The following is a 22,186-nucleotide window of genomic DNA, read 5'->3' on the forward strand; positions in this document are numbered from 1 at the left end:
ACCATGGCTTTGACCCCAGATTTCGACAGTTTCGCCCAGGCCTATGAGGCCGGTGAAAACCAGGTTGTCTATACTCGGCTTGCCGCCGATCTCGACACACCAGTGTCCCTTATGCTGAAACTTACTGGCGCCCAAAAGGACGCCTTTATGCTGGAATCGGTAACCGGCGGTGAGGTGCGCGGGCGCTATTCCATCATCGGCATGAAGCCCGACCTGGTCTGGCGCAGTCACGGGGAGGCTTCGGCGCTGAACCGGTCTGCCCGGTTCGACAGCGAGGATTTCACACCCCAGGATGGCAATCCGCTGGACAATCTGCGTAGCCTGCTGGCCGAAAGCAAGATTGATCTGCCGGATGATCTGCCGCAGGCCGCTGCCGGTCTGTTTGGCTATCTGGGCTATGATATGGTGCGCCATGTGGAACACCTGCCTGACGTAAATCCCGATCCGCTCGGCCTGCCCGATGCCATCATGATGCGTCCTTCGGTGATTGCGGTTCTGGATGGCGTCAAGGGCGAAGTCGCCGTGGTGTCACCGGCCTGGGTCAGCGATGGTCAGACCGCCCGCGCCGCCTATGCGCAGGCCGCCGAGCGGGTGATGGATGCGGTGCGCGATCTGGAGCGCGCCATGCCCGGCGAGGCGCGCGATCTGGGCGACGCCCGCGAAGTAGCCCCCCCTGTATCGAATTTCACCAAAGCGGGCTATATGGCCGCGGTGGAAAAGGCCAAGGACTACATCCGCGCCGGCGATATCTTTCAGGTGGTCCCAGCACAGCGCTGGAGCCAGGAGTTTCCGCTGCCGCCTTTTGCGCTTTATCGCTCGCTTCGGCGTACCAACCCTTCGCCCTTTATGTTCTATTTCAACTTCGGTGGCTTTCAGGTCATCGGTGCCAGCCCGGAAATTCTGGTTCGGGTCTTTGGCAATGAGGTCACCATCCGCCCCATCGCAGGCACCCGTCCACGGGGGGAGACGCCCGAAGAAGACAAGGCAAACGAGCTGGATCTTCTCGCCGACAAGAAGGAACTGGCAGAACATCTGATGCTGCTGGATCTCGGGCGCAATGACACAGGTCGCGTCGCCAAGATCGGCACGGTGCGACCAACGGAACAGTTCATCATCGAACGCTACAGTCATGTGATGCATATCGTGTCGAACGTGGTCGGTGAGCTGCGCGAGGACAAAGACGCACTGGATGCCTTCTTTGCCGGCATGCCTGCGGGCACCGTTTCTGGTGCCCCCAAAGTGCGGGCGATGGAAATCATTGACGAGCTTGAGCCGGAAAAGCGTGGCGTCTACGGCGGCGGTGTCGGCTATTTCTCAGCCGGGGGCGACATGGATATGTGCATCGCCCTGCGCACTGCTATCGTCAAGGATCAGACGCTTTATGTGCAGGCCGGGGGCGGCGTTGTCTATGACAGTGACCCCGAGGCGGAATATATGGAGACGGTTCACAAATCCAATGCCATCCGCCGCGCTGCGGCGGATGCTGCGCGGTTTGTCGGCAAGGGTAATAGTTGACCTTTTGAACTGACTTTCGGACACAGAATCGGACACAGAAAAAGGGACCTCCAGTATTGGGGGCCCCTTCTTTTTTTGGATGGATCACACCGCCACCCTTGCAGCCGCCGTTGCAGTAGATTGTGCGTCCCGCTTCAACTGGAGCGCATAGAAATCACGGCTCCAGATTGGCAAGCAATCCAGCCGAAACTGGTGCCAGTCCAACCTGGCTGGCCCGATCCTGAAGCCCCCAGAGCAAAAGTGCTGAAATGGTTTCGGGGCGCAGCCGCCCGAGCATGATCACAGCGCCTTCTTGGCGGGCGCGAAACGCGGCCTGATCCAGGAACCGGCGGATCGCACGCGGGTTTTGCCCCGCCCCGTCAAAGTCTCGAAACACCACGCCAGAGGCCAGACCATCGCGCAAAGCCAGCTTTTGCACGGTGTTCAATCCACTATTCTGCATCACCATGCCAAGGCCTGCCCCCTCGATGGCGACGACCATCTGATCTGCAAGTGGACGGTTCCCCTGAAAGCCTGTCTCGACCCCTTCGAGCACACCAACAGCTAGCGGCAGGTTTTTGAGCCAGACTGCCATGGCGGTTTCCGCATCCTGCGGAGCAGCCTCTCGCGGCAGATCAGCCAGAATCAACACTTCGAACCCTGCGGCCCGGCGTGCCGTCATTTTTTCCGCCGCTTTTGGATCATTCGGGTCGATTGCAAAGGTGAGCGGATAGGGAAATTCCGCCAGCGCCTCGGCGCCGATCGCATCCGCATCATCAATCAGGACAATCGACATCAATGGGCGGCTGTCCTGGGCCTTATAGGGCTGCGCATTGGCCTCAAACGGTGTCCGCAGAGCATCTGCTGCTCCCTCAGCGGTGGCGTCGCCGGGTGGTGTAGGAACCTCGGCTTCGGCGGTTCTATCGCGCTCCGTCAACGGGACAACCCTTGTCCCAATCTGCGGGCCACTGGACCTGGTTTCGCTGTCGGTCGTTGGTAACGCCACGCCTGTCTCACGAGAGGGAGCATCGGCATCTTCGCCCGCATCGGTACTGTCCTCCTGGGCTGGCGCAGCAGAAACGGGTACGTCACCAGCTGGGGCGGCAGGCTCAGAACCCGACGCATTGTCCGTCTCTCTGGCCTGTACATCCGGAACGTTGCGCGCCGACGGAGAAATCACGATCGTTGGCAGAGTCGTCGCAGAGGGCGCATCGCCAATCCCTGGCAACGTGACCGTCGCCACCACCGAAGGGCTCCCAGAAATACCAGCGTCGGTCTGACCGGCTCCAGCCGCATCCGGGTCGACAACGGCCTGATCCGTTTCCAATACCGGTTCGGGTTCTCGTTCAGGAAGGGCTGCAGTCTGGGTGGATACCTCAAGGTCACTTTCACCCCCGGGCTGCTGTGGAGCCACAGCACTTGCTGCCACAGACGGAGACTGGCCAGCACCAGAAGGCAAGGTTTTGACACTGGCGCCCGATGAAATATCGCCCTGCGATACACCTGTGGCCACCCCGACCAGAGGCTTTTGCCCCGGCTCCGTATCAACAGAAGCGATTGGGCTCGGATCCTCGCCCGGTGTTGTTTCCGGGGAGACCGGTGCGGCCTCTACGAGATCGGCGTCGCGGGTCTGCCCCTCTACCGAGGGGGGCGTCTCGGAGGTTTCGGGTTGTACCGCCCGATCGGGTGTCTTGGTCGCCACCTCTACCCGTGTGGGCATCGGCGTCGAAAGCGACCACATCGCAGCACCGGAAACTGCCACAAGCGTGCCGATACTGACACCTCCGAGAAACCCTTTCATCGCGGTCTTGCCTCTCATCCCTGGTCCGACCCTGTTGTCGGGTCGCTTATTTGCCAAAAGCAGCAGTCATGGCCCCGGGCCCCTGTTCTGCGCTTCAATCCTGTCCGTCAGAGTGTTTGCTGTGCGCCAAATGAACGTCCTGCCCTTGACGCTGCCCTGCAAGCCTGAACATGTATAGTCCAACCACTATACTGCGGCGCGCCCCCGGCCCGCCACCCATAAAAGAGCCCGCCAAGATGCTGCTGTTAATCGACAACTACGACTCCTTTACCTACAACCTGGTACATTACCTGGGTGAGCTCGGCGCCGAGATGGAAGTTCACCGCAATGACGCGCTGAATGTCCAGGAAGCCATGGCCCTGAACCCCAAAGGGATCCTGTTGTCACCGGGCCCAAAAGACCCGGATCAAGCTGGCATTTGCCTGGCGCTGACGCAGGCTGCCGCCGAAACCGGCACGCCGCTGATGGGGGTCTGCCTTGGCCATCAGACTATCGGTCAAGCCTTTGGGGGCAAGGTCACCCGCTGTCATGAGATCGTGCACGGCAAGATGGGTTTGATGCATCACAAGAACAAAGGCCTGTTTGCCGGCCTGCCGAGCCCCTTTGAAGCGACCCGCTATCACTCCTTGGTTGTTGACCGGGAGACTCTGCCCGACTGTCTTGAAATCACCGCCGAGCTGGAAGATGGCACCATTATGGGATTGCAGCATCGCGAGCTACCTATTCATGGGGTGCAGTTCCACCCAGAATCCATCGCGTCACAACACGGTCACGCCTTGTTGCAGAATTTTCTCGATGTCATGAAGGTGCCCGCATGAGCGACCTGATAAAGCCCCTGATTGGGGCCGCTGCCGACCGCCCTCTGAGCAGAAGCGAGGCAGAACAAGCCTTTACGCTGCTCTTTGAAGGCGAAGCGACACCCAGCCAAATCGGCGGCTTGCTGATGGCGCTGCGCACGCGCGGTGAAACAGTGGATGAATATGCCGCTGCCGCTTCGGTGATGCGGGCGAAATGTAATCCGGTGAAAGCGCCTGCCGGGGCGATGGATATTGTCGGCACGGGCGGCGATGGCAAACACACGCTGAATATCTCGACGGCCACGGCATTCGTAGCGGCGGGGGGGGGTTTTTTTGTGCCAAAACCCGCCACCCGAAATCTGTCGCCGCCCTCGGGTACCGCCGATGTACAAAGCCAGATGGGCATCAATGTCATGGTCACACCCGATGTGGTGGAACGGGCGATCAATACCTGTGGCATTGGTTTCATGATGGCCCCTATGCACCACCCGGCAACGGCCCATGTGATGCCGACCCGCCAGGAGCTGGGCACAAGAACCATCTTTAACATTTTGGGACCATTGACAAATCCTGCCGGTGTCAAAAGACAACTCACCGGTGCCTTTAGCCGCGAGCTGATCCGCCCCATGGCCGAGACCCTTGGCCAGCTTGGTTCGGAACGGGCCTGGTTAGTGCATGGCTCAGACGGCACCGACGAGTTGACCATCACCGGCATCAGCTGGGTCTCTGCGCTGGAAGAAGACGGATCCATCCGCGATGTCGAGCTGCATCCCGAAGACGCGGGCCTGCCAGTGCACCCTTTTGAGGCCATTGTCGGTGGCAGCCCACAAGACAATGCAAATGCCTTCCGCGCCCTTCTGGACGGCAAGGCCTCAGCCTACCGGGATGCCGTTTTGCTGAATACAGCGGCAGCACTGGTGGTGGCCAACTCCGTTGAATCTCTGCGAGAAGGTGTTGAAAGAGCGCGCGAAAGCATCGATTCCGGTGCGGCAAAATCAAAGCTGGACGCATTGGTCAAAATCACCTCGGCCGCAGCCTGATGTCTCTGACAGAAGATCTGCCTCAGGACATGCCAAAAACTGGCGACTGGCCAGGTGGTGACTGGGCAGACCTTGCGTTCTTCGAAACGGACTGGCCTCGAATTGCGAAGGCCTTAAAGACAGACCGCCGGTCAGTTCTGCCGCCAGACGCACAGCGTTTTGCCGCCCTTGATCTTACGCCCGCCTATCAGACGCGCGTCGTGGTTCTAGGCCAGGATCCCTACCCGACACCGGGGCACGCCCATGGGCTCGCCTTTTCTGTGGCACCTGACGTTCATCCCCTTCCCCGATCTCTTTCGAACATATTCAAAGAGTTACAAGAAGACATTGGCGAGACACCTGCCAATGGTGACCTGCGCCACTGGGCGCGTCAGGGTGTTTTGCTGCTGAATACCGCCCTGTCCGTTCCTGCCGGTGACGCCAACGGTCACAAAGATCTTGGATGGCAGGTTTTGGCGGAACAGATTCTGATGCGGGTTTCTGCGCGGCCCACTGCCTTTGTTTTGTGGGGAAAACAGGCGCAAAGGCTTGAAAAATTCATCAATACGGGCGATCACCTGATCTTGAAAACCGCCCATCCCTCGCCGCTTTCGGCGCGTCGCGGTTTTTTTGGATCCCGGCCCTTTTCGGCCATCAACACCTGGCTTACCGCCCGTGGCGAAGAGCCGATAAACTGGACACAATAGACTGGAGAGCTTGGAGATGGCTGAAAACGTGCTGGATAGGATCAAAGCCTATAAGCTGGAAGAAGTGGCCGCCGACAAGGCTGCCAAGCCACTTTCCGAGGTCGAGGCCGAAGCCCGTGATGCGTCACCGACGCGCGGCTTTGCCGCCGCTCTGACCAGTGCCTCCCGCGAAGGGTACGGGCTGATCGCCGAAATCAAGAAAGCCAGCCCCTCCAAAGGTTTGATCCGCGAAGATTTTGACCCCGCCGCTCTGGCTCAGGCCTATGAGCAAGGCGGTGCCGCCTGCCTTTCGGTGCTGACCGATACGCCCAGTTTTCAGGGCGATAAATCCTTTTTGGTCGCAGCGCGCGCCGCCTGTAAGCTCCCCGCGCTGCGCAAGGATTTCATGTATGACACCTATCAGGTAGCCGAGGCCCGCGCCTTAGGGGCCGACTGTATTCTAATCATTCTGGCTTCGGTTACCGACAGTCAGGCGGCAGAACTGGAGGACTGCGCCGTGGGCTGGGGTATGGACGTTTTGCTCGAGGTTCACGACGAGGAAGAGTTGGAGCGCGCCTCGGCGTTGAATTCCTCCTTGATGGGGATCAACAACCGCAACCTCAAAACCTTTGAGACCACGCTGGAAACGACGCGCCATTTGTCTCGTCTGGTGCCCGCAGGACGCACAATTGTCTGCGAAAGTGGCCTTTCTACCCCCCAGGATCTTTCCGATATGGCGCGCTATGGCGCGCGCAGCTTTCTCATCGGTGAATCCCTGATGCGCCAGGATGATGTCGCCTCCGCCACTCGCCATATTTTGGCCAATCCCCTCATTCCCGGAGCGCTGTGATGTCCCTGACCCATTTTGATACCAAGGGCGATGCCCATATGGTCGACGTCTCCGACAAGGAGTTCACCTCCCGGGTGGCGGTTGCCGAAGGCCACATCACGATGGCGCCACAAACCTATGAAATCATATCACAAGGCAAGGCCAAAAAGGGCGATGTGCTGAGCGTTGCCCGCCTAGCCGGCATCATGGGTGCCAAGCAGACGGCGACCCTGATCCCGCTGTGCCACCCCCTGCCAATCACCAAGGTTGCCGTTGAACTGGCGCTGGATCCCGACCTGCCCGGCGTTCGGATCGAAGCCACAGTCAAGACCACAGGCCAAACCGGCGTCGAGATGGAAGCCCTGACTGCCGCGTCGACTGCCGCACTCACTGTCTATGACATGGCCAAGGCTGTCGACAAGGCGATGCAGATCGGTGGCATCCGTGTTGTCTTGAAGGATGGCGGAAAATCAGGGCGATACGAGGCATAGATGATTTCAGTAGAGGCCGCGCGCACCCATCTTCTTGATCTCGTTTCCCCGCTTGATATGGAACAGGTTCCTTTGGCGCAGGCCTCTGGCCGTGTCTTGGCCGAGGATGTCTGTGCCCGCCGAGATCAGCCACCGTTTTCTGCATCCGCCATGGATGGCTATGCGGTGAAGGCCGACGAAGTCGAAATGCATGCGATGTTCCAAGTCATTGGCGAAGCCGCAGCCGGTCATAGCTTTTCTGGCAAGATCGAAGCAGGCCAGGCTGTGCGCATTTTCACAGGTGCTCCGGTGCCCGAAGGGGCCGATTTTGTCGTCATTCAGGAAAACGTCAGCCGCCGCAACAATCTGATCACCATCACGGATGATCCTGGCACCTCCAGCAATATCCGGCCCTGCGGTGGTGATTTCACGGACGGTCAGCGAATGACGGCGCCGCGGCGTCTGCGCCCTGCCGACATCGCACTGCTGGCCGCGATGAACATCCCCGAGGTTCCGGTACGCCGTCGCCCCATTGTGGCGCTGATTTCCACCGGAGATGAGCTGGTCATGCCCGGCGGCACGCCTGGTCCGGACCAGATTATCGCCTCCAATACATTTGGCCTGAAGGCGATGCTCGAAGAGTTCGGCGCCGCAGCCCGTATCCTGCCAATAGCCCGGGATAACGAACCTGCACTGCGCACGGCCTTTTCACTGGCGCGCGGCGCCGATCTGGTCGTCACGATTGGCGGTGCTTCGGTGGGCGATCACGATCTGGTCGGCAAAGTCGCAGCGGATCTCGGGATGCAGCGCGCCTTTTACAAAGTGGCCATGCGTCCGGGCAAACCCTTGATGGCCGGCAGGCTGAATCAGATGGCCATGATCGGTTTGCCTGGAAACCCTGTATCTGCAATGGCTTGCGGTCATGTCTTCTTGCAACCGGTCCTGCGTCGACTGCTGGGGTTCGACCAGGAGGTTGATCGCTTCCAGTCGGCCCGTCTGGCCAAACCGCTACCGGCAAATGGCCCGCGTGCGCATTACATGCGCGCCGCGGTTTCAGCAGGGGAAATCACCGCGTTTTCCAATCAGGACAGCTCTCTTCTGACCGTTCTTTCAGATGCAAATGCGCTGATGCTGCGCGCCCCAAATGACCCAGAACGGGCGGCGGGTGATATGATGAGCTACATTGCGATTTAGCATTCCTGAACCTCTTTTCTTGTCCATCCGAAGACGGTTGGAAAACTTAAAACCTTCGCAAAAGACCTCCTCCGCTGCGCAGAGGCGTTGACACAAAACGAGAACATGAGTAGAACAAAAGAAAATTCTATGATGCGGAGAGACTGTCATGTTGACAAAGAAGCAGTTGGATTTGTTGGAATTCATTCATCGGCGTCTGCAACAGGATGGTGTTCCGCCCAGCTTTGACGAGATGAAAGTCGCTTTGGATCTGCGGTCGAAATCTGGCATCCATCGCCTGATCACCGCTCTTGAAGAACGCGGCTTTATTCGGCGACTGGCGCATCGTGCCCGCGCTATCGAAATTTTGCGACTGCCGGAAAACAGCAAAGAGTACAGCAATCGAGGGCCTGCTGGTGCCGGGGCTGCGATAGGGTCTGCAACTGGCGTGGCCAACTTCGGGTCCTCTCCTGGAGGCTCTGTCCAAGCTGAAAATGACCAACCCCGGCAGGGCGGTACTGCAGCTGCGATAGAGCTTTCGGTGATGGGCCGTATTGCGGCAGGCGTCCCGATTGAGGCCATAAACCAGATTTCCCATCAGGTTGCGGTGCCGCAGGCGATGCTCTCCTCCAACGGTAGACATTACGCTCTCGAAGTGCGCGGCGACTCGATGATCAATGCGGGGATCAACGACGGGGACATCGTTGTCATTAGGGAAACGGATACAGCGGATGATGGCGACATTGTCGTCGCTCTGGTCGCCGACGAAGAGGCAACGCTAAAGCGCTTGTTCAGACGCGATGGGGCGATCTCCCTAGAGGCAGAAAACCCGGCCTATCCGACTCGGGTTTATCCTGAGGATCAGGTCAAAGTTCAGGGACGTCTGGTCGGGTTGATCCGCAACTATTGAGGCCCGCCTCTCCAATTGCTTTTAGAACTGCCGGTTGAAGGTTCTGGAAAGGGTCGGTCTGTGACCTATTCAATCCGTTGCCATGGCTCCGGCCTGTGACCGTTCTGCGATTGCAGCTGTTCGGGGCTACCGGCCTACTGATGTTGGATTAGCCTAGGGCTGCGTCCAAAGCCTGTCTCCTGCGAGCTCCGCCGCAGTAACTAGGGTTCCGGACGCGTCTAGGCGAATGCTCCCAGTATACCTCAGGACACTGGGCTGCAGAATCCGACAGTCCCCCTGCAGATCAAGCGCCACATTTGAGACTACCAACTCATCTGCGGCGCAGGCGCTCAACAACTTCGCGCTGCGCGTACCAACGACATGCAGAAGAGTATAGGCTCCGACCCGGCTGCGTTTCAGCCCTTCAGAATCGCCAAAGTCAGGGCTGGCCAAGGCGGGCCAGCGTTTTGCGGCCAAAACCTGTGAGACAGTATCACCGTCTCCTGTCAGCCAATGCATGGCGGTATAACCCTGCCCTTTTTCACGTGATAGCGCTCGCCCTTCTGAGCCAAGAATCCCGACCAACCCGCCGTTTTCTGAGATCAGGACTTTTGGTCGGTCCCCAGCCGACCAAAACGCAAAAGACAAACATAAAGGGATTGTTCCCAGCCAACGCAGACGCCCCTGCCACAGAATGACAAAGAGCGCTCCAAGCGACAGAAGCGGCAGGACCCAGAGCCCGGGCGAGGGAACAGCACTGGCTGCATTTGGAAGCGCAGAAACCAAAGTCGCGACAGTCAAAATCCAGGTCAATCCAATATCCAGAAACAGCAACCCGATCTGTTCAAGTCCAAAGGGGGTAAGACAAAGCGCCAGGACGACCGAAGGAATGACCACAAGCCCCATGATTGGAACTGCCAAGATATTCGCAAGCAATCCGTAGTGTGCAAGGATATTGAAATGTCCGGCTCCAAAGGGCGCGGTGGCAAGCCCTGCAACCGCCGAAGAAATCAAAACTGTCGCAATCGGCCTGACCCATCGTGGCCCCAGCCAGATATCTGCGTCCCGCAGCCAGCCAAAGACAGCCACCAGTGCCCCTGTTGCCGCAAAGCTCATCTGGAACCCCGGACTGAAAAGAGTTTCTGGCCTCCGGATCAGGACCAGAATTGCCGCAACGGCTACGGTGCGAAGCGAGATTGCTCTTCGGTTAAGAAGGACGGCTCCCAGGGCCACACAAACCATGACAAAGGCGCGTTCGGTGGCAACATTGCCACCGGAAAGCGCTAAATAGACCGAGGCCGCACCCAAAGCGCTGAGTGCGGCGATTTTTTTCACCGGCAAGCGCAAGGCAAGCGGCGGAACCAAACACAAGGCAAAGCGAAGGGCCGCATAGATAAATCCCGTCAACAGCCCCATATGCAACCCGGAGATCGCCAGAAGGTGCGCCAGATTGCTAACCCTCAAAATCCGAAGCGTTTTTTGCCCGACACCACTTCTGTCACCGGTCACGATGGCCGCAGCCAAAGCGCCAGTCTCGCCAGGAATGCGGCGCTGAATTTCACCAGAGAGTCTGTAGCGCAGACTCTGAACGGGCAGTTCATCATCTGTCGGCGTCAGCATAACCACTGGGCTTCGGGTATAGCCATTTGCACCGAGTTTCAAAAACCAGGCGTAGCGCCGGTAATCAAAACCACCCGGCTCGGCTGGCCCCTGCGGCGGCATCAGATGAGCCGTGGTGCCAATGCGAGAGCCAATAGCAGGAAACAGCCTATCTGAAGAAATTGAAATCCTGATCCGGTCTGGCGTTCTATTTTTTGCCACGTCTCTCAGGCGTAGCTGATCCAGTGTCATACGCAGAGCATCACTGCTGGAGCGATCAATCGCAATCACCCTGCCCTCCACCGGACCATAGTATCGAAAGGAAAGCACAGGTGCCGCAACTGAATTGGCCCGGAAACTGGCCACCGAAAACCCGAGCCCTGTCAGGACAATGCCCCAGGCGACCAACCTGCGCGCATCCAGGTGGCGGGTTTGTGTCAGCACTATCAGGGTCGCGATACAGATCAACAAATAGGTCATTGGTCCGGGATCTTCGGGAGACAAAAAGAATCCAGCAATCCCCAGACCAAAACAGACTGGAACCCAGGGCAACAGATGCCCGCGTTGCGCCTGCAACGCCTGATCGATTTTAAGCAGCGGCAGCATGCTTGCTCCAAGCCCCCCGGCTAGGTAGACAGGCAGAAAATCTAGCCCAATCATGGTTTCCAAAAGGTAAATCACCTCATGACCAGACCTGTCGTCACTCGTTTTGCCCCTTCTCCTACCGGATATCTGCATATCGGTGGGGCCCGCACCGCGCTATTTAACTGGCTTTTTGCGCGCGGCCGTGGTGGCAAGTTCCTTTTGCGTATCGAAGACACCGATCGTGCCCGCTCCACTCCTGAAGCCACTGCTGCAATTTTGCAGGGCATGGCCTGGCTTGGCCTCGACCATGATGGCGACGTCGTCAGCCAGTTCGAGGGTGCGGCACGTCATGCTGAGGTAGCACAGCAGCTTTTGACTGAAGGTAAGGCCTACAAGTGTTTTGCCACGCAGGATGAGATTGCCGCCTTCCGTGATGCTGCCAAGGCAGACGGGAAATCAACCCTGTACCGGTCTCCCTGGCGCGACGCCGATGAAAACTCCCATCCCGATGCCCCTTTTGTTATCCGTATCAAGGCCCCAACCACCGGCGCCACAGTGATCCAGGACCGGGTTCAAGGCGACGTGACCATTCAAAATAGTCAGCTCGATGACATGATTCTTCTGCGTTCTGACGGAACCCCTGTCTATATGCTGGCAGTGGTGGTCGACGATTATGACATGGGCGTCACCCATGTGATCCGCGGCGACGACCATCTCAACAACGCCGCCCGCCAGATGATGATCTACGAGGCGATGGGCTGGGAGGTTCCCATTTGGGCTCATATCCCGCTGATCCACGGCGCCGATGGTAAAAAACTGTCTAAACGTCATGGTGCCTTGGGGGCCCAGGAATACCAGGCAATGGGCTATAGTGCGGCGGGCATGCGCAACTATCTGACGCGTCTCGGCTGGAGCCACGGCGATGACGAATTCTTTACCGATGCCCAGGCCAAAGAATGGTTCGATCTCGATGGAATTGGCAAAAGCCCGGCGCGCTTTGATACCAAAAAGCTGGAAAACCTATCTGGACAGCATATTGCTGTTAGCGATGACGCCGCGCTGCGGCAAGAAATCCAAGGCTATCTGCAGGCGGCGGGACAATCACCACTTGATGACGTCCAGTCAGCAAATCTTGAACGTGCGATGTATTGCCTCAAGGATCGGGCACGCACCTTCCCGGACCTGCTTGAAAAAGCTCATTTTATCCTAACTTCACGCCCGGTTGAACCAGATGCCAAGGCAGCCAAGGCTCTGGCAAGTGTATCCGACGGTATACTGAGTGAATTGACGCCGCAGTTGCAAAATGTTAGCTGGACCCGTGACGATCTTGAGGCGCTTCTCAATACATTTGCAGAGGCTCATGACACCAAGTTCGGCAAACTGGCCGCCCCCTTGCGGGCCGTGTTGGCCGGCCGTGCCGTAACGCCTTCGGTGTTTGACATGATGCTGATCCTGGGCCGTGATGAAACCTTGGCCCGGCTCACCGACGCTACAGGCTGACCCTGTCCTTAACCGGTCAGTAAGCCTGTTCCTATACCACCGCTCCTGCGCGATCCGCGCGCAGGTTCTGCCTGCACCATGCCCGGGATAAAATCCTGGGTATTCGTGCCTGTAACAGGAAGGGACATCTATGACCGAGACACAGAAAACCGCCAAGCTCAGCTTGAATGGCCAAGACTACGAGCTTCCCATTTTCTCTCCGACGGCCGGACCTGATGTTCTGGACATCCGCAAGCTTTATGCCCAGGCCGGGGTTTTCACCTATGACCCCGGTTTCACCTCGACTGCCAGCTGCGACAGCACCATCACCTTTATTGATGGCGGCAAGGGCGAGCTGCTGCACCGTGGCTACCCGATTGATCAACTTGCCTCGCAGTCGCACTACCTAGAGGTCTGCTATCTGCTGCTTTACGGCGAGCTGCCCACAGCGACACAGCTGGAAGATTTTGAAGCCCGTGTGACTCGTCACACCATGGTGCACGAACAGATGCACAACTTCTTCCGCGGTTTCCGCCGTGACGCGCATCCAATGGCGACCCTGGTGGGTGTTGTTGGCGCCATGTCGGCCTTCTACCACGACTCCACTGATATCGCCGATCCCTGGCAGCGCGAAGTCGCCTCCATCCGCTTGATCGCCAAACTGCCCACGATTGCAGCCATGGCCTACAAGTATTCGATCGGTCAGCCTTTCGTCTATCCACGCAATGATCTGGATTACGCTGCCAACTTCCTGCACATGTGCTTCTCGGTTCCGGCCGAAGAATACCACGTGAACCCGATCCTCAGCCGCGCGATGGACCGGATCTTTACGCTCCACGCGGATCACGAACAGAACGCTTCGACGTCGACCGTGCGTCTGGCCTCATCTTCAGGTGCCAACCCATTCGCTTGTATCGCTGCAGGCATCGCTTGCCTTTGGGGCCCTGCCCACGGTGGTGCCAACCAGGCCTGCCTCGAGATGCTCAAGGAAATCGGCACCGTTGATCGCATTCCTGAGTTCATCGCCCGTGCCAAGGACAAAGACGATCCCTTCCGTCTGATGGGCTTTGGCCATCGGGTCTACAAAAACACCGACCCCCGCGCCACGGTTCTGAAACAGTCCGCCGATGAGGTGCTTGAACTGCTGGGCGTGGAAAACAACCCGCTGTTGCAGGTTGCCAAAGAGCTGGAACAAACCGCGCTCAACGATCCCTACTTCAAAGAGAAAAAACTGTTCCCGAATGTCGACTTCTATTCGGGCATCATTCTCGAAGCGATGGGCTTCCCGACATCGATGTTCACTCCGATCTTTGCGCTGTCGCGCACCGTCGGCTGGATCTCGCAGTGGAAAGAAATGATTGCGGACCCACAGAACAAAATCGGCCGTCCACGCCAGCTCTATCTTGGCCAGACCCAGCGCGACTACATTGACATCGAGAACCGCTGAGTTTCATTCGTTCAGATAGAACAGATGCAAAAGACCCGCCCCGGCGCCCCGCAGAGATCTGCGGGGCGCTTTTTCATCGCACCCATTTGCGGATCTTCTCTCCCCGACAAGCTGGTAAAAACAGCTACAAACTCACAACCAAATCCACGTAAAAATGGCGTTGGTTCTCAAGTTGGAACCAAAGCCTCGCTGCTGGGTGCATTGTTCAAAACATCGAGACGAAATAGCCGTATTTTTAGTAAAAACATCATTGATCCTTACGCCGGACAGCCGCAAATATCCTTAACATTCGATTAATGTGAAGGTGTAACGCATGTTTGTTCTCGCAGCCCTTGGACTATCCTTCGTTGTCGGCATTGCTGTACTTGCGTCGGACGATGACGATCCGATTTCCACATCAGACAGTGATGGTGGCTCTGACACCGGAGGTGGGTCAGAAACTGGTGGCGAAACTGGTGGCGGCTCAGAGACTGGTGGAGAAACCGGTGGTGAGACTGGTGGCGAAACTAGCCCTCTTGACCCTTTCTACGGTGAGGACGACCCCGACAATGTAGATGGCACCGATGGCAATGACACGCTTTATGGCGGCGGAGGCGATGACACGCTGGCCGGTGGTCTGGGCGATGACGGGCTTGATGGCGAAGACGGCAATGACGCGCTTGACGCAGGGGACGGCAATGACGTGCTGCAGGGCGGCTATGGCAATGACCAACTGGTCGGCGGCAGTGGCGATGATTTCCTGCAGGGTGAATCAAATGATGATACCCTAGACGGTGGCGCCGGTAACGACGGCCTGCATGGCGGCAATGGGGCCGACAGTCTGACCGGTGGCGCGGGCGATGATCTGCTAAATGGTGCCTCTCTCGACATCGATGACGAACTGCTGGAAGAGTGGCTCGACAATTTTGAATCCGGCCAAGACCCGAACAGCCTTGGCGATGAGCAGACTGGGATTGTCGATGACTTCATCGGCGACACCCTGAATGGCGGTGACGGCAACGACACCCTGATTGGCAGCGCGTTTGACCTTCTGACAGGCGGCGAAGGGGCTGATGAGATCGTGGTTGGTGACTGGTCGACCAGTGGGTTTGCCTCGGTTGTCACCGATTTTGACACCGCCGAAGACATGATTGTCTATCGCTACGATCAAAACGGCACAGCACCAGACCTGACGACCAACACTATCCTCAACGGAGATGGCACCACGGATGTTGAGGTCCGCGCAAATGGTCTGTCAGTGGTCTATCTGCAAAACGTGGGAGACGAATTCGCACTCGACACCCACGTGACCCTGATCGAGGCGATTATGGCTCCAGTTCCGACCTAAGTCGGATCTACCGAAGTACAGAAAAGGCCGTCTGCCAAATTGGCTAGACGGCCTTTGTGTTTTTTGACTTGTTCGTTCGCAGACTTGCCTTAGCGACCTTCGAATTTCGCCGGACGTTTTTCAAGGAACGCAGTGACGCCTTCGTTGAAATCCCGGCTCTTGCCGCATTCCCCTTGCAGATGCGCCTCAACGGACAGTTGTTCAGGCAAGCTGTTGCCGTAACTGTCGCGGATCGCGGTTTTGATGGCGCCAAAGGCCTTGGTTGGCCCTTCGGCCAGATAGGCTGCGCGTGCGCGCCAGTGGCTATCGAAGTCTGCATCCGGGATCGCTTCCCAGATCATGCCCCAGTCGCTGGCCTGTTTGGCTGAGATCTTGTCAGCAAAGAGGGCCGCCCCCATCGCCTTGGCTAGGCCCATCTGGCGAGGCAAAAACCAGGTGCCACCGGCATCCGGCATCAGGCCAATGCGCGCAAAGGCCTGCAGGAAATAGGCGCTTTCGGTGGCGATAACCACATCTGCCGCTAGGGCAAGGTTGGCACCGGCTCCTGCTACAGGGCCGTTGATCACCGACAAGGTCGGCACGGGGCAGTCATACACCGCCTCGAGCATCGGAGTGTATTCGTCGCGCAAGGTGCGTTCCAGATCCAAATCACCGGACCCCGACGCGTCGCTCAGATCCTGGCCAGAACAAAAGGCCGCACCAGCGCCTGTCAGAACCACGGCGCGGGCTTCGCCTGCCGCGCGTTTCATCGCATGGGTGATTTCCGCCCGCATCTGACTGGTCAGCGCATTCATTTTGGAAGGGCGGTTCAAGGTCACAATCACGAGCCCCTTGTCCAGCGAATACAGAATCTCTTTGTAGTCCATCAAAGCCTCATGAGAATTGAAAGAGGGCACCTGCCCCAAGGAGTTATAAGGTGGTTGCAACGATGGTGGCGCAATCTGGGCGGCGCGAAAAGTCAGACCCGGCGTCACACCGGGCCTAATTCATCAGTCGTCCAGAATCTTGTTGAGCCGGGCTTGCTCTTCGGCGCTGAGATCCTGCTCACCGAGCTTGGGTGCGCGCGCGCGTCCCCGCATAAAGCCGACAGCCACCCCAACCGCCAAGAGCAGCATCAAAGGTCCCGCCGCCCAAAGCAGCCAATTGGCCCCCGAGGTGGTCGGCCGCAGCAGGACGTATTCGCCATAGCGATCCACAACGAAATCGATCACTTCGCTGTTGCTGTCGCCCTCGACCAGCCGTTCGCGCACCAGAACCCGCAGATCCCGCGCCAGTTCGGCATTGGATTCATCGATGTTCTCGTTACGGCAAACCAAGCAGCGCAGATCTTTGGACAACTCACGCGCCCGGCCTTCCAATACCGGATCAGCCAGAACCTCATCCGGCTGAACCGCCAAAGCGGGCAAAGGTACCACGGTCAACGAAGCTGCAAGCGCCAACGCAAAGGCCGACAGAGCTGTTTTCCACCGGTTCATTCTGCTGCTACCTTTGCGCCTGTTTTGCTCTTGCTGGCGCCCGCTGCTACACGGAACCGACGATCGCTGAGGCTAAACACCCCACCAAGCGCCATCAGCAGACAGCCGCCCCAGATCCAGTTCGCCAGCGGCTTGATATAGGTGCGTACCGTCCAGCCACCGCTTTGTTGCTGATCGCCGATCACTACATAAAGATCGCGCAGGAACTGATAGTCGATCGCGGCCTCAGTGGTGGGCATCTTTGCCACCGGATAGTCGCGTTTTTCAGGGAACAGGGTTGCGACATCACGCCCTGCCCGTGTGACGGAAACCCTCCCCATGGTGGTAAAGTAGTTCGGCCCTCGGGCGCGATCCACCGATTCCAGCGTCAGCTCATAGGCGCCAACGCTAAAGGGAGCACCAATCTGTGCGACGCGGATGTCTTCTTCTTCCCAGGCGGTCAGCCCGGCAATGGCAAACATGGTCACACCTAGTCCAGCATGGGCCATCGCTTTACCCCAGTCTGCCCGCGGCAGGCGTAGCAGCCGACCAAGGCTGCCGGTACGTTGCCACAGATCAACCAGAGCCCCAAACACCATCCAGGAGCCAAGGAACAAGCCTATCGGCCCCAGCGCAGACCGACCGGACTGCAAGACCCAGGCCAGCACTGCCAGCGCCAAAGCCAAAGCGAACGCGTAGCGCAGGTTTGAAAGCGTTTTCATCAGGTTTCCACGTTTCCACGGCAGCATCGCCCCAACAGGCATGATGGCGCCAAGCAGCACCATAAAGGGGGTAAAGGCCGCATTGAAAAACGGAGGTCCAACCGAAAGTTTACGACCAAAGGCCATTTCAGCCACGATGGGCCAGAGGGTGCCAAAGAAGACCACAAAACAGCCAACTGCCAATAGCACGTTATTGGCCACCAAAGCGCCTTCACGGCTGACGATGCCAAAGACACCGCGTGCCTGCATGGCCTGGGCGCGCGCCGCAAACAGTGTCAGTGCGCCACCAGTAAAAAAGGCCAAGATAATCAGGATAAACACACCTCGCTCGGAATCATTGGCAAAGGCATGCACCGAAGTCAAAAGCCCGGAGCGCACAATGAAGGTTCCGATCAGAGAGAAGCCAAAGGCGAGGATCGCGAGCAGAATAGTCCAGCTTTTCAGCGCCTCACGCTTTTCAACCACAATGGCCGAATGCAGCAGCGCCGCCGCCAGCAGCCATGGCATAAAGGAAGCGTTTTCCACCGGATCCCAGAACCAGAACCCACCCCAGCCGAGCTCGTAATAGGCCCACCAACTTCCCAGTGCGATACCGATGGTCAGAAAGATCCAGGCCGCCAGCGTCCAGGGGCGCACCCAGCGCGCCCAGGCGGCATCAATTCGTCCTTCGATCAGTGCGGCCACCGCAAAGGAAAACGCCATCGAAAGACCAACGTAGCCGAGATAGAGAAACGGCGGATGAAAGGCCAGACCGGGATCCTGCAGCAGAGGGTTCAGGTCCTGCCCGTCAAAGGGCGGCACTGCGAGACGCAAAAACGGGTTCGACGTAAACAGGATAAATGCAAAAAACGCCACACCAATTGACGCCTGTACCGCAAGCACCCGAGCCTTGAGTGTCTGTGGCAATCCGCCGCCAAAGACCGAAGCCAGTGCTCCAAACAGGCTGACGATCAACACCCAAAGCAGCATCGAGCCTTCGTGATTGCCCCAGGTGCCCGAGATTTTATAAAGCATCGGTTTGGCGGAATGACTGTTCAAAGTCACCAGACGTAGCGAAAAGTCCGAGGTCACAAAGGCCCAGACCAGGGCACCAAAGGCAAAGGCAGTAAAGAAGAACTGCGCCTGTGCAGCTGGTTCGGCGACGGCCATCCAGCCGGGCCAGCGTTTATGGGCACCTATCAAGGGGATCACCATCTGCACGATGGCGATCATGAAGGCGAGGATGAGGGCGAAGTGTCCGAGCTCTGTAATCATACTTCTGTCTATAGGCCCAAGCGTGCTCAAGGCCAATGGCAAACCACGCGGCGCGGCGCCGCAGTGCCTCCAGATTGCCCCGCCCAGTCGGCAGACCGCTGCCTATTTACTGTGGCGCTTCCACGCGTCTAGGGCTGCGTTTGCATCCGGAGCAACAGACGCAAGCGTCTGCGCTGCATCACCGCCGGTTCCTGCCGCAGCAATAGAACGACTGTTGCTGACTTCAGATTCTGGCCGCGCGGCATCAGGCAAAGCAGGAATTTGCAACGCAGCCTGAACCATTTGTTTTTGAAATTCCTGTGATTTTACCTGATGCCGAGCCCCAAAGTAGAAAGAGACAACCACGCCCAGCAACCACCACAGCGGCTGCGGCACCAGTGTAAGCCCTTGCATGCGTGTAGCAAACCAGACGGGATCGGCCATAGCGCAGACAAACAGCCCGCAGGTGCCAAGCGCCATGATTGGACGTGGCAATCTATTGATGCCATCCATCAAACGGTCGAATCCAGACCGGTTCACAGATCGAAACTCCGTGGCGAATTGATCCAAGGCCGTACTGCGTGCTTCTTGTTCCCGGCGCGCATTGCCTTCGGCATTTTCTCGAAACACTTCAACCGTCTCACGAAGAACATTGCGATCACTGCCAAAAATCAGCGAAAACAGATCCGGAATTACTGCCATTGCGCGACCCTTTTTGCAAAACTCTCTTTCGGCAAGTGATAGTGCGGCGACATGAAGGCCTCGGCACGCAGAATCCAGCCACCTTTGCCACCGGCCCGTGTGCGGGCGTATTTTCTGCTGGCGCTGCGTCGGTCGGCGAGGCGGAAATAATAGTTCCGGCGTGCGATGCCATAGGCATCTCTGAAGGCGGTTGCATCAATCGCGGCCGCATCGCTGGCGGATGCCTCCGTCTGAGGGCCAATCACACCGTCCGCTTGCAGGGAGTAGCCCATCTGACGCAGAAGGGATTGCAAGATCTTAACCGCGTTGGCACCGGCATTCACATACATATCAAAGACAGAAGCCTGAATCGCGACCGGCAAAGTGGAAACACCCGGCGCTTCAAAATAGTGGTGAATAAAGATCTCAACAGCCTGATCACGGGTCAGGGATTTAAGATCCCGCAGAGACACCAGCCCGTCGCCCGTGGTATCAAGACCTAGACGGCGCAGGGTTTTCAACGTGACCCCGTATTTTGTCACGCCACCGGGATCATCGGGATCATCGACGAAACCGCCTTCGCGGGTGACGATGTCTTCAGCAATATCGCGTATAGTCAACATGATACCTGCCCTTTTCAAAGAGGCAGACTATCCAGAAGTGGCGCTAAAATTCCGTACGGTTAACGCGCGCCAGCCTAGCAACAGGCCGCTGAACAGGACTGGCTGTTGTGATCAATCCAGTGGTCGCAGTCGACAAAGACCCTTCGCTACAAAAAAACCGCAGCCTTCAGAGCTGCGGTTTTTTAAAATCGGTTTCAGGTTTCGATCACTGACCGTGGATCCGGGTCAGCTCTCTTCGGGTTCCTGATAGACACCCTGCGCTTTCAGCGCATCAACGACCTCTTTCGGCATGTAGGTTTCGTCATGTTTCGCAAGAATTTCAGAGGCTTCGAACACACCATTGATGAGCTTTCCAGTGCCTACCATTCCCTGGTTTTCCTCAAACAGATCCGGAAGTACCCCTGCGAAAGTCACCGGAACGGTCGCTCCGCCATCGGTTACGGAAAAGCGTACAGTCTCTCCCTGGCCACGCTTCAGGCTTCCTTCTTCGACCAGCCCGCCAATTCGAAAAACCTCGGTGGGTTGTGGCGGTGTTTCGACCACTTGGCTAGGCGAGCGAAAATAGTTGATCCCGTCGCGCATGGCGTAACCAATCAAACCGGTGGCGACCATCAGGGCCACTGCTGCGAGAGCCATGACCTGGATCCGACGTTGCTTTTTCAGGTTCTTCATGTCGACATCTTTCCATTTCTCATCCGGGTCACTGTCAAAAAGGATGCAGTCAATTTCCCCGCTATGGGAACAAAGGCGCCATCATCAGACCTGCAGTCTCTTCTTCACCTAACATCAGATTTGCGTTCTGCAAGGCCTGCCCGCTGCTACCTTTTGTCAGGTTATCCAAGGCAGCAAAGACAATCGCGCGCCCCTCGATCCGGTCAGCGGCGACGCCGATGTGGCAGAAATTCGACCCCCGCACATGATGTGTACTGGGGGTTTCACCAAACGGCAGCACCTCGACAAAGGGCTCTGACCCATAGGCCGCGACAAAGGCCTCATGGATCGCAGCCGCGTCTCCTTTGACATAGGCCGTCGCCAGAATGCCTCGGTTGGCGGGCATCAAGTGCGGGGTAAACTGCACCTTGACGGGCCGTCCGGCCAGTTCGGAAAACTCCTGATCAAATTCCCCAAGATGGCGATGCGTGCCGCCTACCGCATAGGCATGATAGCCTTCGCTCAGCTCCGCATGCAGCAGGTTTTCCTTGAGCGCACGCCCGGCACCGGAAACCGCACATTTCAGATCGAGAATAATCTCATCCAGATCAATCAGCCCCGCCGTGATCAAGGGCCGCAAGGCAAATTGGCCGGTGGCCGCATTGCAGCCGGTGCCCGCCACCAAACGCGCCGATTTGATCTGGTCGCGATAGAATTCGCTAAGACCGTAGACCGCCTCTTCCTGCTGCTCGAGCGCGGCGTGGGGGTTACCGTACCATTTTTCGTATTCTGCCGGATCGCGCAGCCGGAAATCAGCAGAAAGATCGACGATCTTCAACGTTTTTGGCAGCGCGGCGATCACTTCCTGACTGGTTTTATGCGGCAGCGCACAAAAACATAAATCAATTCCTGAAAAATCAATCTCGCTGATTTTACAGAGTGTTGGCAACGGTATGTGACGCAGATGCGGGAAGACTTCCGCCATGGTCAAACCGGCTTTACGCTCTGCTGCCAGTGCTGCGATTTCAATATTGGGGTGATTTGCAATCAGCCGAACCAGCTCTGCGCCAGTGTAGCCGCTGGCGCCAAGAATTGCCACTTTATGGGTCATGTCAGACCTCGCATTTTGAATGTCATCAATCAGTGTCACGCCCTTTGCGCGACAGTAGGAAAAGAGCCGGGTCCCTGTCTTTGTTCTATGTCACAGTCATAGAAAGAATTCAGGAC

At 57.7% G+C, this 22,186-nt stretch carries 21 protein-coding genes; 12 read left to right on the forward strand and 9 right to left on the reverse strand.

What is annotated here, in order from left to right; genetic code table 11:
• Nucleotides 1-3: 3 nt before the first annotated feature.
• Nucleotides 4-1,515 (forward strand): anthranilate synthase component I, encoded by a 1,512-nt coding sequence (gene trpE / locus PH5382_RS13095; protein ID WP_058334842.1) that lies wholly within the window; start codon nt 4-6, stop codon nt 1,513-1,515.
• A gap of 154 nt (nt 1,516-1,669) precedes the next feature.
• On the opposite strand, the gene PH5382_RS13100 is transcribed toward trpE, so the two are convergent.
• A complete protein-coding gene (locus PH5382_RS13100; protein ID WP_231751873.1) occupies nt 1,670-3,313 on the reverse strand; it encodes a divergent polysaccharide deacetylase family protein in 1,644 nt (547 codons plus the stop codon).
• Nucleotides 3,314-3,531: 218 nt separating this feature from the next.
• Between PH5382_RS13100 and PH5382_RS13105 the strand changes: the two genes are divergently transcribed.
• From PH5382_RS13105 to lexA, 7 genes are all read left to right on the forward strand, one after another.
• Nucleotides 3,532-4,113, forward strand: a complete 582-nt coding sequence (locus PH5382_RS13105; protein WP_058334844.1) for an anthranilate synthase component II — start codon at nt 3,532-3,534, stop codon at nt 4,111-4,113.
• Complete coding sequence (trpD, locus tag PH5382_RS13110; RefSeq protein WP_058334845.1) at nt 4,110-5,132, forward strand: anthranilate phosphoribosyltransferase; 1,023 nt, start codon at nt 4,110-4,112, stop codon at nt 5,130-5,132. Before PH5382_RS13105 ends, trpD begins: the two co-directional genes overlap by 4 nt.
• Nucleotides 5,132-5,818, forward strand: a complete 687-nt coding sequence (locus tag PH5382_RS13115) for a uracil-DNA glycosylase (protein ID WP_082645662.1) — start codon at nt 5,132-5,134, stop codon at nt 5,816-5,818. The genes trpD and PH5382_RS13115 overlap by 1 nt, the downstream gene beginning before the upstream one ends.
• A 16-nt stretch (nt 5,819-5,834) precedes the next feature.
• Entirely contained in the window at nt 5,835-6,647 is an 813-nt protein-coding gene (gene trpC, locus PH5382_RS13120; protein WP_058334846.1) for an indole-3-glycerol phosphate synthase TrpC, read from the forward strand.
• Nucleotides 6,647-7,117 (forward strand): cyclic pyranopterin monophosphate synthase MoaC, encoded by a 471-nt coding sequence (moaC, locus tag PH5382_RS13125; protein WP_058334847.1) that lies wholly within the window; start codon nt 6,647-6,649, stop codon nt 7,115-7,117. The genes trpC and moaC overlap by 1 nt, the downstream gene beginning before the upstream one ends.
• Complete coding sequence (gene glp / locus PH5382_RS13130; protein WP_058334848.1) at nt 7,118-8,290, forward strand: molybdopterin molybdotransferase MoeA; 1,173 nt, start codon at nt 7,118-7,120, stop codon at nt 8,288-8,290.
• A 148-nt stretch (nt 8,291-8,438) separates the two neighbouring features.
• Entirely contained in the window at nt 8,439-9,179 is a 741-nt protein-coding gene (lexA, locus tag PH5382_RS13135; RefSeq protein WP_058334849.1) for a transcriptional repressor LexA, read from the forward strand.
• Nucleotides 9,180-9,332: 153 nt separating this feature from the next.
• Here lexA and PH5382_RS13140 read toward each other — a convergent pair whose 3' ends face one another.
• On the reverse strand, nt 9,333-11,363 hold the full coding sequence (locus PH5382_RS13140; RefSeq protein ID WP_058334870.1) for a ComEC/Rec2 family competence protein: 2,031 nt from the start codon (nt 11,361-11,363) through the stop codon (nt 9,333-9,335).
• Nucleotides 11,364-11,441: 78 nt separating this feature from the next.
• On the opposite strand from PH5382_RS13140, the gene gltX reads away from it, so the two are divergent.
• The 4 genes from gltX to PH5382_RS20300 all read left to right on the forward strand — a co-directional run bounded on the left by gltX (nt 11,442) and on the right by PH5382_RS20300 (nt 15,595).
• Nucleotides 11,442-12,842, forward strand: a complete 1,401-nt coding sequence (gltX, locus tag PH5382_RS13145) for a glutamate--tRNA ligase (RefSeq protein WP_058334850.1) — start codon at nt 11,442-11,444, stop codon at nt 12,840-12,842.
• 130 nt (nt 12,843-12,972) lie between these two features.
• Nucleotides 12,973-14,268 carry a citrate synthase gene (gene gltA / locus PH5382_RS13150; RefSeq protein ID WP_058334851.1) on the forward strand — a complete coding sequence of 432 codons (1,296 nt, stop codon included), beginning with the start codon at nt 12,973-12,975 and terminating at the stop codon, nt 14,266-14,268.
• A gap of 24 nt (nt 14,269-14,292) precedes the next feature.
• Nucleotides 14,293-14,565: a hypothetical protein gene (locus PH5382_RS19765; protein WP_156414909.1), complete on the forward strand. Its 273-nt coding sequence runs from the start codon at nt 14,293-14,295 to the stop codon at nt 14,563-14,565.
• A gap of 16 nt (nt 14,566-14,581) precedes the next feature.
• Nucleotides 14,582-15,595 carry a calcium-binding protein gene (locus tag PH5382_RS20300; protein ID WP_058334852.1) on the forward strand — a complete coding sequence of 338 codons (1,014 nt, stop codon included), beginning with the start codon at nt 14,582-14,584 and terminating at the stop codon, nt 15,593-15,595.
• Between the two features lie 89 nt (nt 15,596-15,684).
• On the opposite strand, the gene PH5382_RS13160 is transcribed toward PH5382_RS20300, so the two are convergent.
• The 7 genes from PH5382_RS13160 to argC form a co-directional block, all read right to left on the reverse strand.
• A complete protein-coding gene (locus PH5382_RS13160; protein WP_058334853.1) occupies nt 15,685-16,461 on the reverse strand; it encodes an enoyl-CoA hydratase-related protein in 777 nt (258 codons plus the stop codon).
• Nucleotides 16,462-16,584: 123 nt separating this feature from the next.
• Entirely contained in the window at nt 16,585-17,070 is a 486-nt protein-coding gene (locus tag PH5382_RS13165) for a cytochrome c-type biogenesis protein (RefSeq protein WP_058334854.1), read from the reverse strand.
• Nucleotides 17,067-19,025: a heme lyase CcmF/NrfE family subunit gene (locus PH5382_RS13170; RefSeq protein WP_058334855.1), complete on the reverse strand. Its 1,959-nt coding sequence runs from the start codon at nt 19,023-19,025 to the stop codon at nt 17,067-17,069. Before PH5382_RS13170 ends, PH5382_RS13165 begins: the two co-directional genes overlap by 4 nt.
• A gap of 102 nt (nt 19,026-19,127) precedes the next feature.
• Complete coding sequence (locus PH5382_RS13175; protein ID WP_058334856.1) at nt 19,128-19,706, reverse strand: holin family protein; 579 nt, start codon at nt 19,704-19,706, stop codon at nt 19,128-19,130.
• Nucleotides 19,697-20,308, reverse strand: coding sequence for a holin-associated N-acetylmuramidase (locus PH5382_RS13180; protein WP_058334857.1), 612 nt, complete (start codon nt 20,306-20,308; stop codon nt 19,697-19,699). The genes PH5382_RS13175 and PH5382_RS13180 overlap by 10 nt, the downstream gene beginning before the upstream one ends.
• Before the next feature lie 225 nt (nt 20,309-20,533).
• On the reverse strand, nt 20,534-20,980 hold the full coding sequence (gene ccmE, locus PH5382_RS13185; RefSeq protein ID WP_058334858.1) for a cytochrome c maturation protein CcmE: 447 nt from the start codon (nt 20,978-20,980) through the stop codon (nt 20,534-20,536).
• 61 nt (nt 20,981-21,041) lie between these two features.
• Nucleotides 21,042-22,070, reverse strand: coding sequence for an N-acetyl-gamma-glutamyl-phosphate reductase (argC, locus tag PH5382_RS13190; protein WP_058334859.1), 1,029 nt, complete (start codon nt 22,068-22,070; stop codon nt 21,042-21,044).
• Nucleotides 22,071-22,186 lie beyond the last annotated feature (116 nt).

The organism is Phaeobacter sp. CECT 5382 (assembly GCF_001457775.1).
In the GTDB taxonomy this organism is placed as follows: domain Bacteria; phylum Pseudomonadota; class Alphaproteobacteria; order Rhodobacterales; family Rhodobacteraceae; genus Pseudophaeobacter.

Bases quoted from the DNA above. Each gene is read 5' to 3' on its own strand.
- argC (WP_058334859.1), bottom strand. From the start codon at position 22,070: ATGACCCATAAAGTGGCAATTCTTGGCGCCAGCGGCTACACTGGCGCA.
- PH5382_RS20300 (WP_058334852.1), top strand. From the start codon at position 14,582: ATGTTTGTTCTCGCAGCCCTTGGACTATCCTTCGTTGTCGGCATTGCT.
- glp (WP_058334848.1), top strand. From the start codon at position 7,118: ATGATTTCAGTAGAGGCCGCGCGCACCCATCTTCTTGATCTCGTTTCC.
- PH5382_RS13160 (WP_058334853.1), bottom strand. From the start codon at position 16,461: ATGGACTACAAAGAGATTCTGTATTCGCTGGACAAGGGGCTCGTGATT.
- ccmE (WP_058334858.1), bottom strand. From the start codon at position 20,980: ATGAAGAACCTGAAAAAGCAACGTCGGATCCAGGTCATGGCTCTCGCA.
- PH5382_RS13180 (WP_058334857.1), bottom strand. From the start codon at position 20,308: ATGTTGACTATACGCGATATTGCTGAAGACATCGTCACCCGCGAAGGC.
- PH5382_RS13165 (WP_058334854.1), bottom strand. From the start codon at position 17,070: ATGAACCGGTGGAAAACAGCTCTGTCGGCCTTTGCGTTGGCGCTTGCA.
- trpE (WP_058334842.1), top strand. From the start codon at position 4: ATGGCTTTGACCCCAGATTTCGACAGTTTCGCCCAGGCCTATGAGGCC.
- PH5382_RS19765 (WP_156414909.1), top strand. From the start codon at position 14,293: ATGCAAAAGACCCGCCCCGGCGCCCCGCAGAGATCTGCGGGGCGCTTT.
- PH5382_RS13105 (WP_058334844.1), top strand. From the start codon at position 3,532: ATGCTGCTGTTAATCGACAACTACGACTCCTTTACCTACAACCTGGTA.
- gltA (WP_058334851.1), top strand. From the start codon at position 12,973: ATGACCGAGACACAGAAAACCGCCAAGCTCAGCTTGAATGGCCAAGAC.
- trpD (WP_058334845.1), top strand. From the start codon at position 4,110: ATGAGCGACCTGATAAAGCCCCTGATTGGGGCCGCTGCCGACCGCCCT.
- lexA (WP_058334849.1), top strand. From the start codon at position 8,439: ATGTTGACAAAGAAGCAGTTGGATTTGTTGGAATTCATTCATCGGCGT.
- moaC (WP_058334847.1), top strand. From the start codon at position 6,647: ATGTCCCTGACCCATTTTGATACCAAGGGCGATGCCCATATGGTCGAC.
- PH5382_RS13140 (WP_058334870.1), bottom strand. From the start codon at position 11,363: ATGCTGCCGCTGCTTAAAATCGATCAGGCGTTGCAGGCGCAACGCGGG.
- PH5382_RS13115 (WP_082645662.1), top strand. From the start codon at position 5,132: ATGTCTCTGACAGAAGATCTGCCTCAGGACATGCCAAAAACTGGCGAC.
- PH5382_RS13170 (WP_058334855.1), bottom strand. From the start codon at position 19,025: ATGATTACAGAGCTCGGACACTTCGCCCTCATCCTCGCCTTCATGATC.
- PH5382_RS13175 (WP_058334856.1), bottom strand. From the start codon at position 19,706: ATGGCAGTAATTCCGGATCTGTTTTCGCTGATTTTTGGCAGTGATCGC.
- trpC (WP_058334846.1), top strand. From the start codon at position 5,835: ATGGCTGAAAACGTGCTGGATAGGATCAAAGCCTATAAGCTGGAAGAA.
- PH5382_RS13100 (WP_231751873.1), bottom strand. From the start codon at position 3,313: ATGAGAGGCAAGACCGCGATGAAAGGGTTTCTCGGAGGTGTCAGTATC.
- gltX (WP_058334850.1), top strand. From the start codon at position 11,442: ATGACCAGACCTGTCGTCACTCGTTTTGCCCCTTCTCCTACCGGATAT.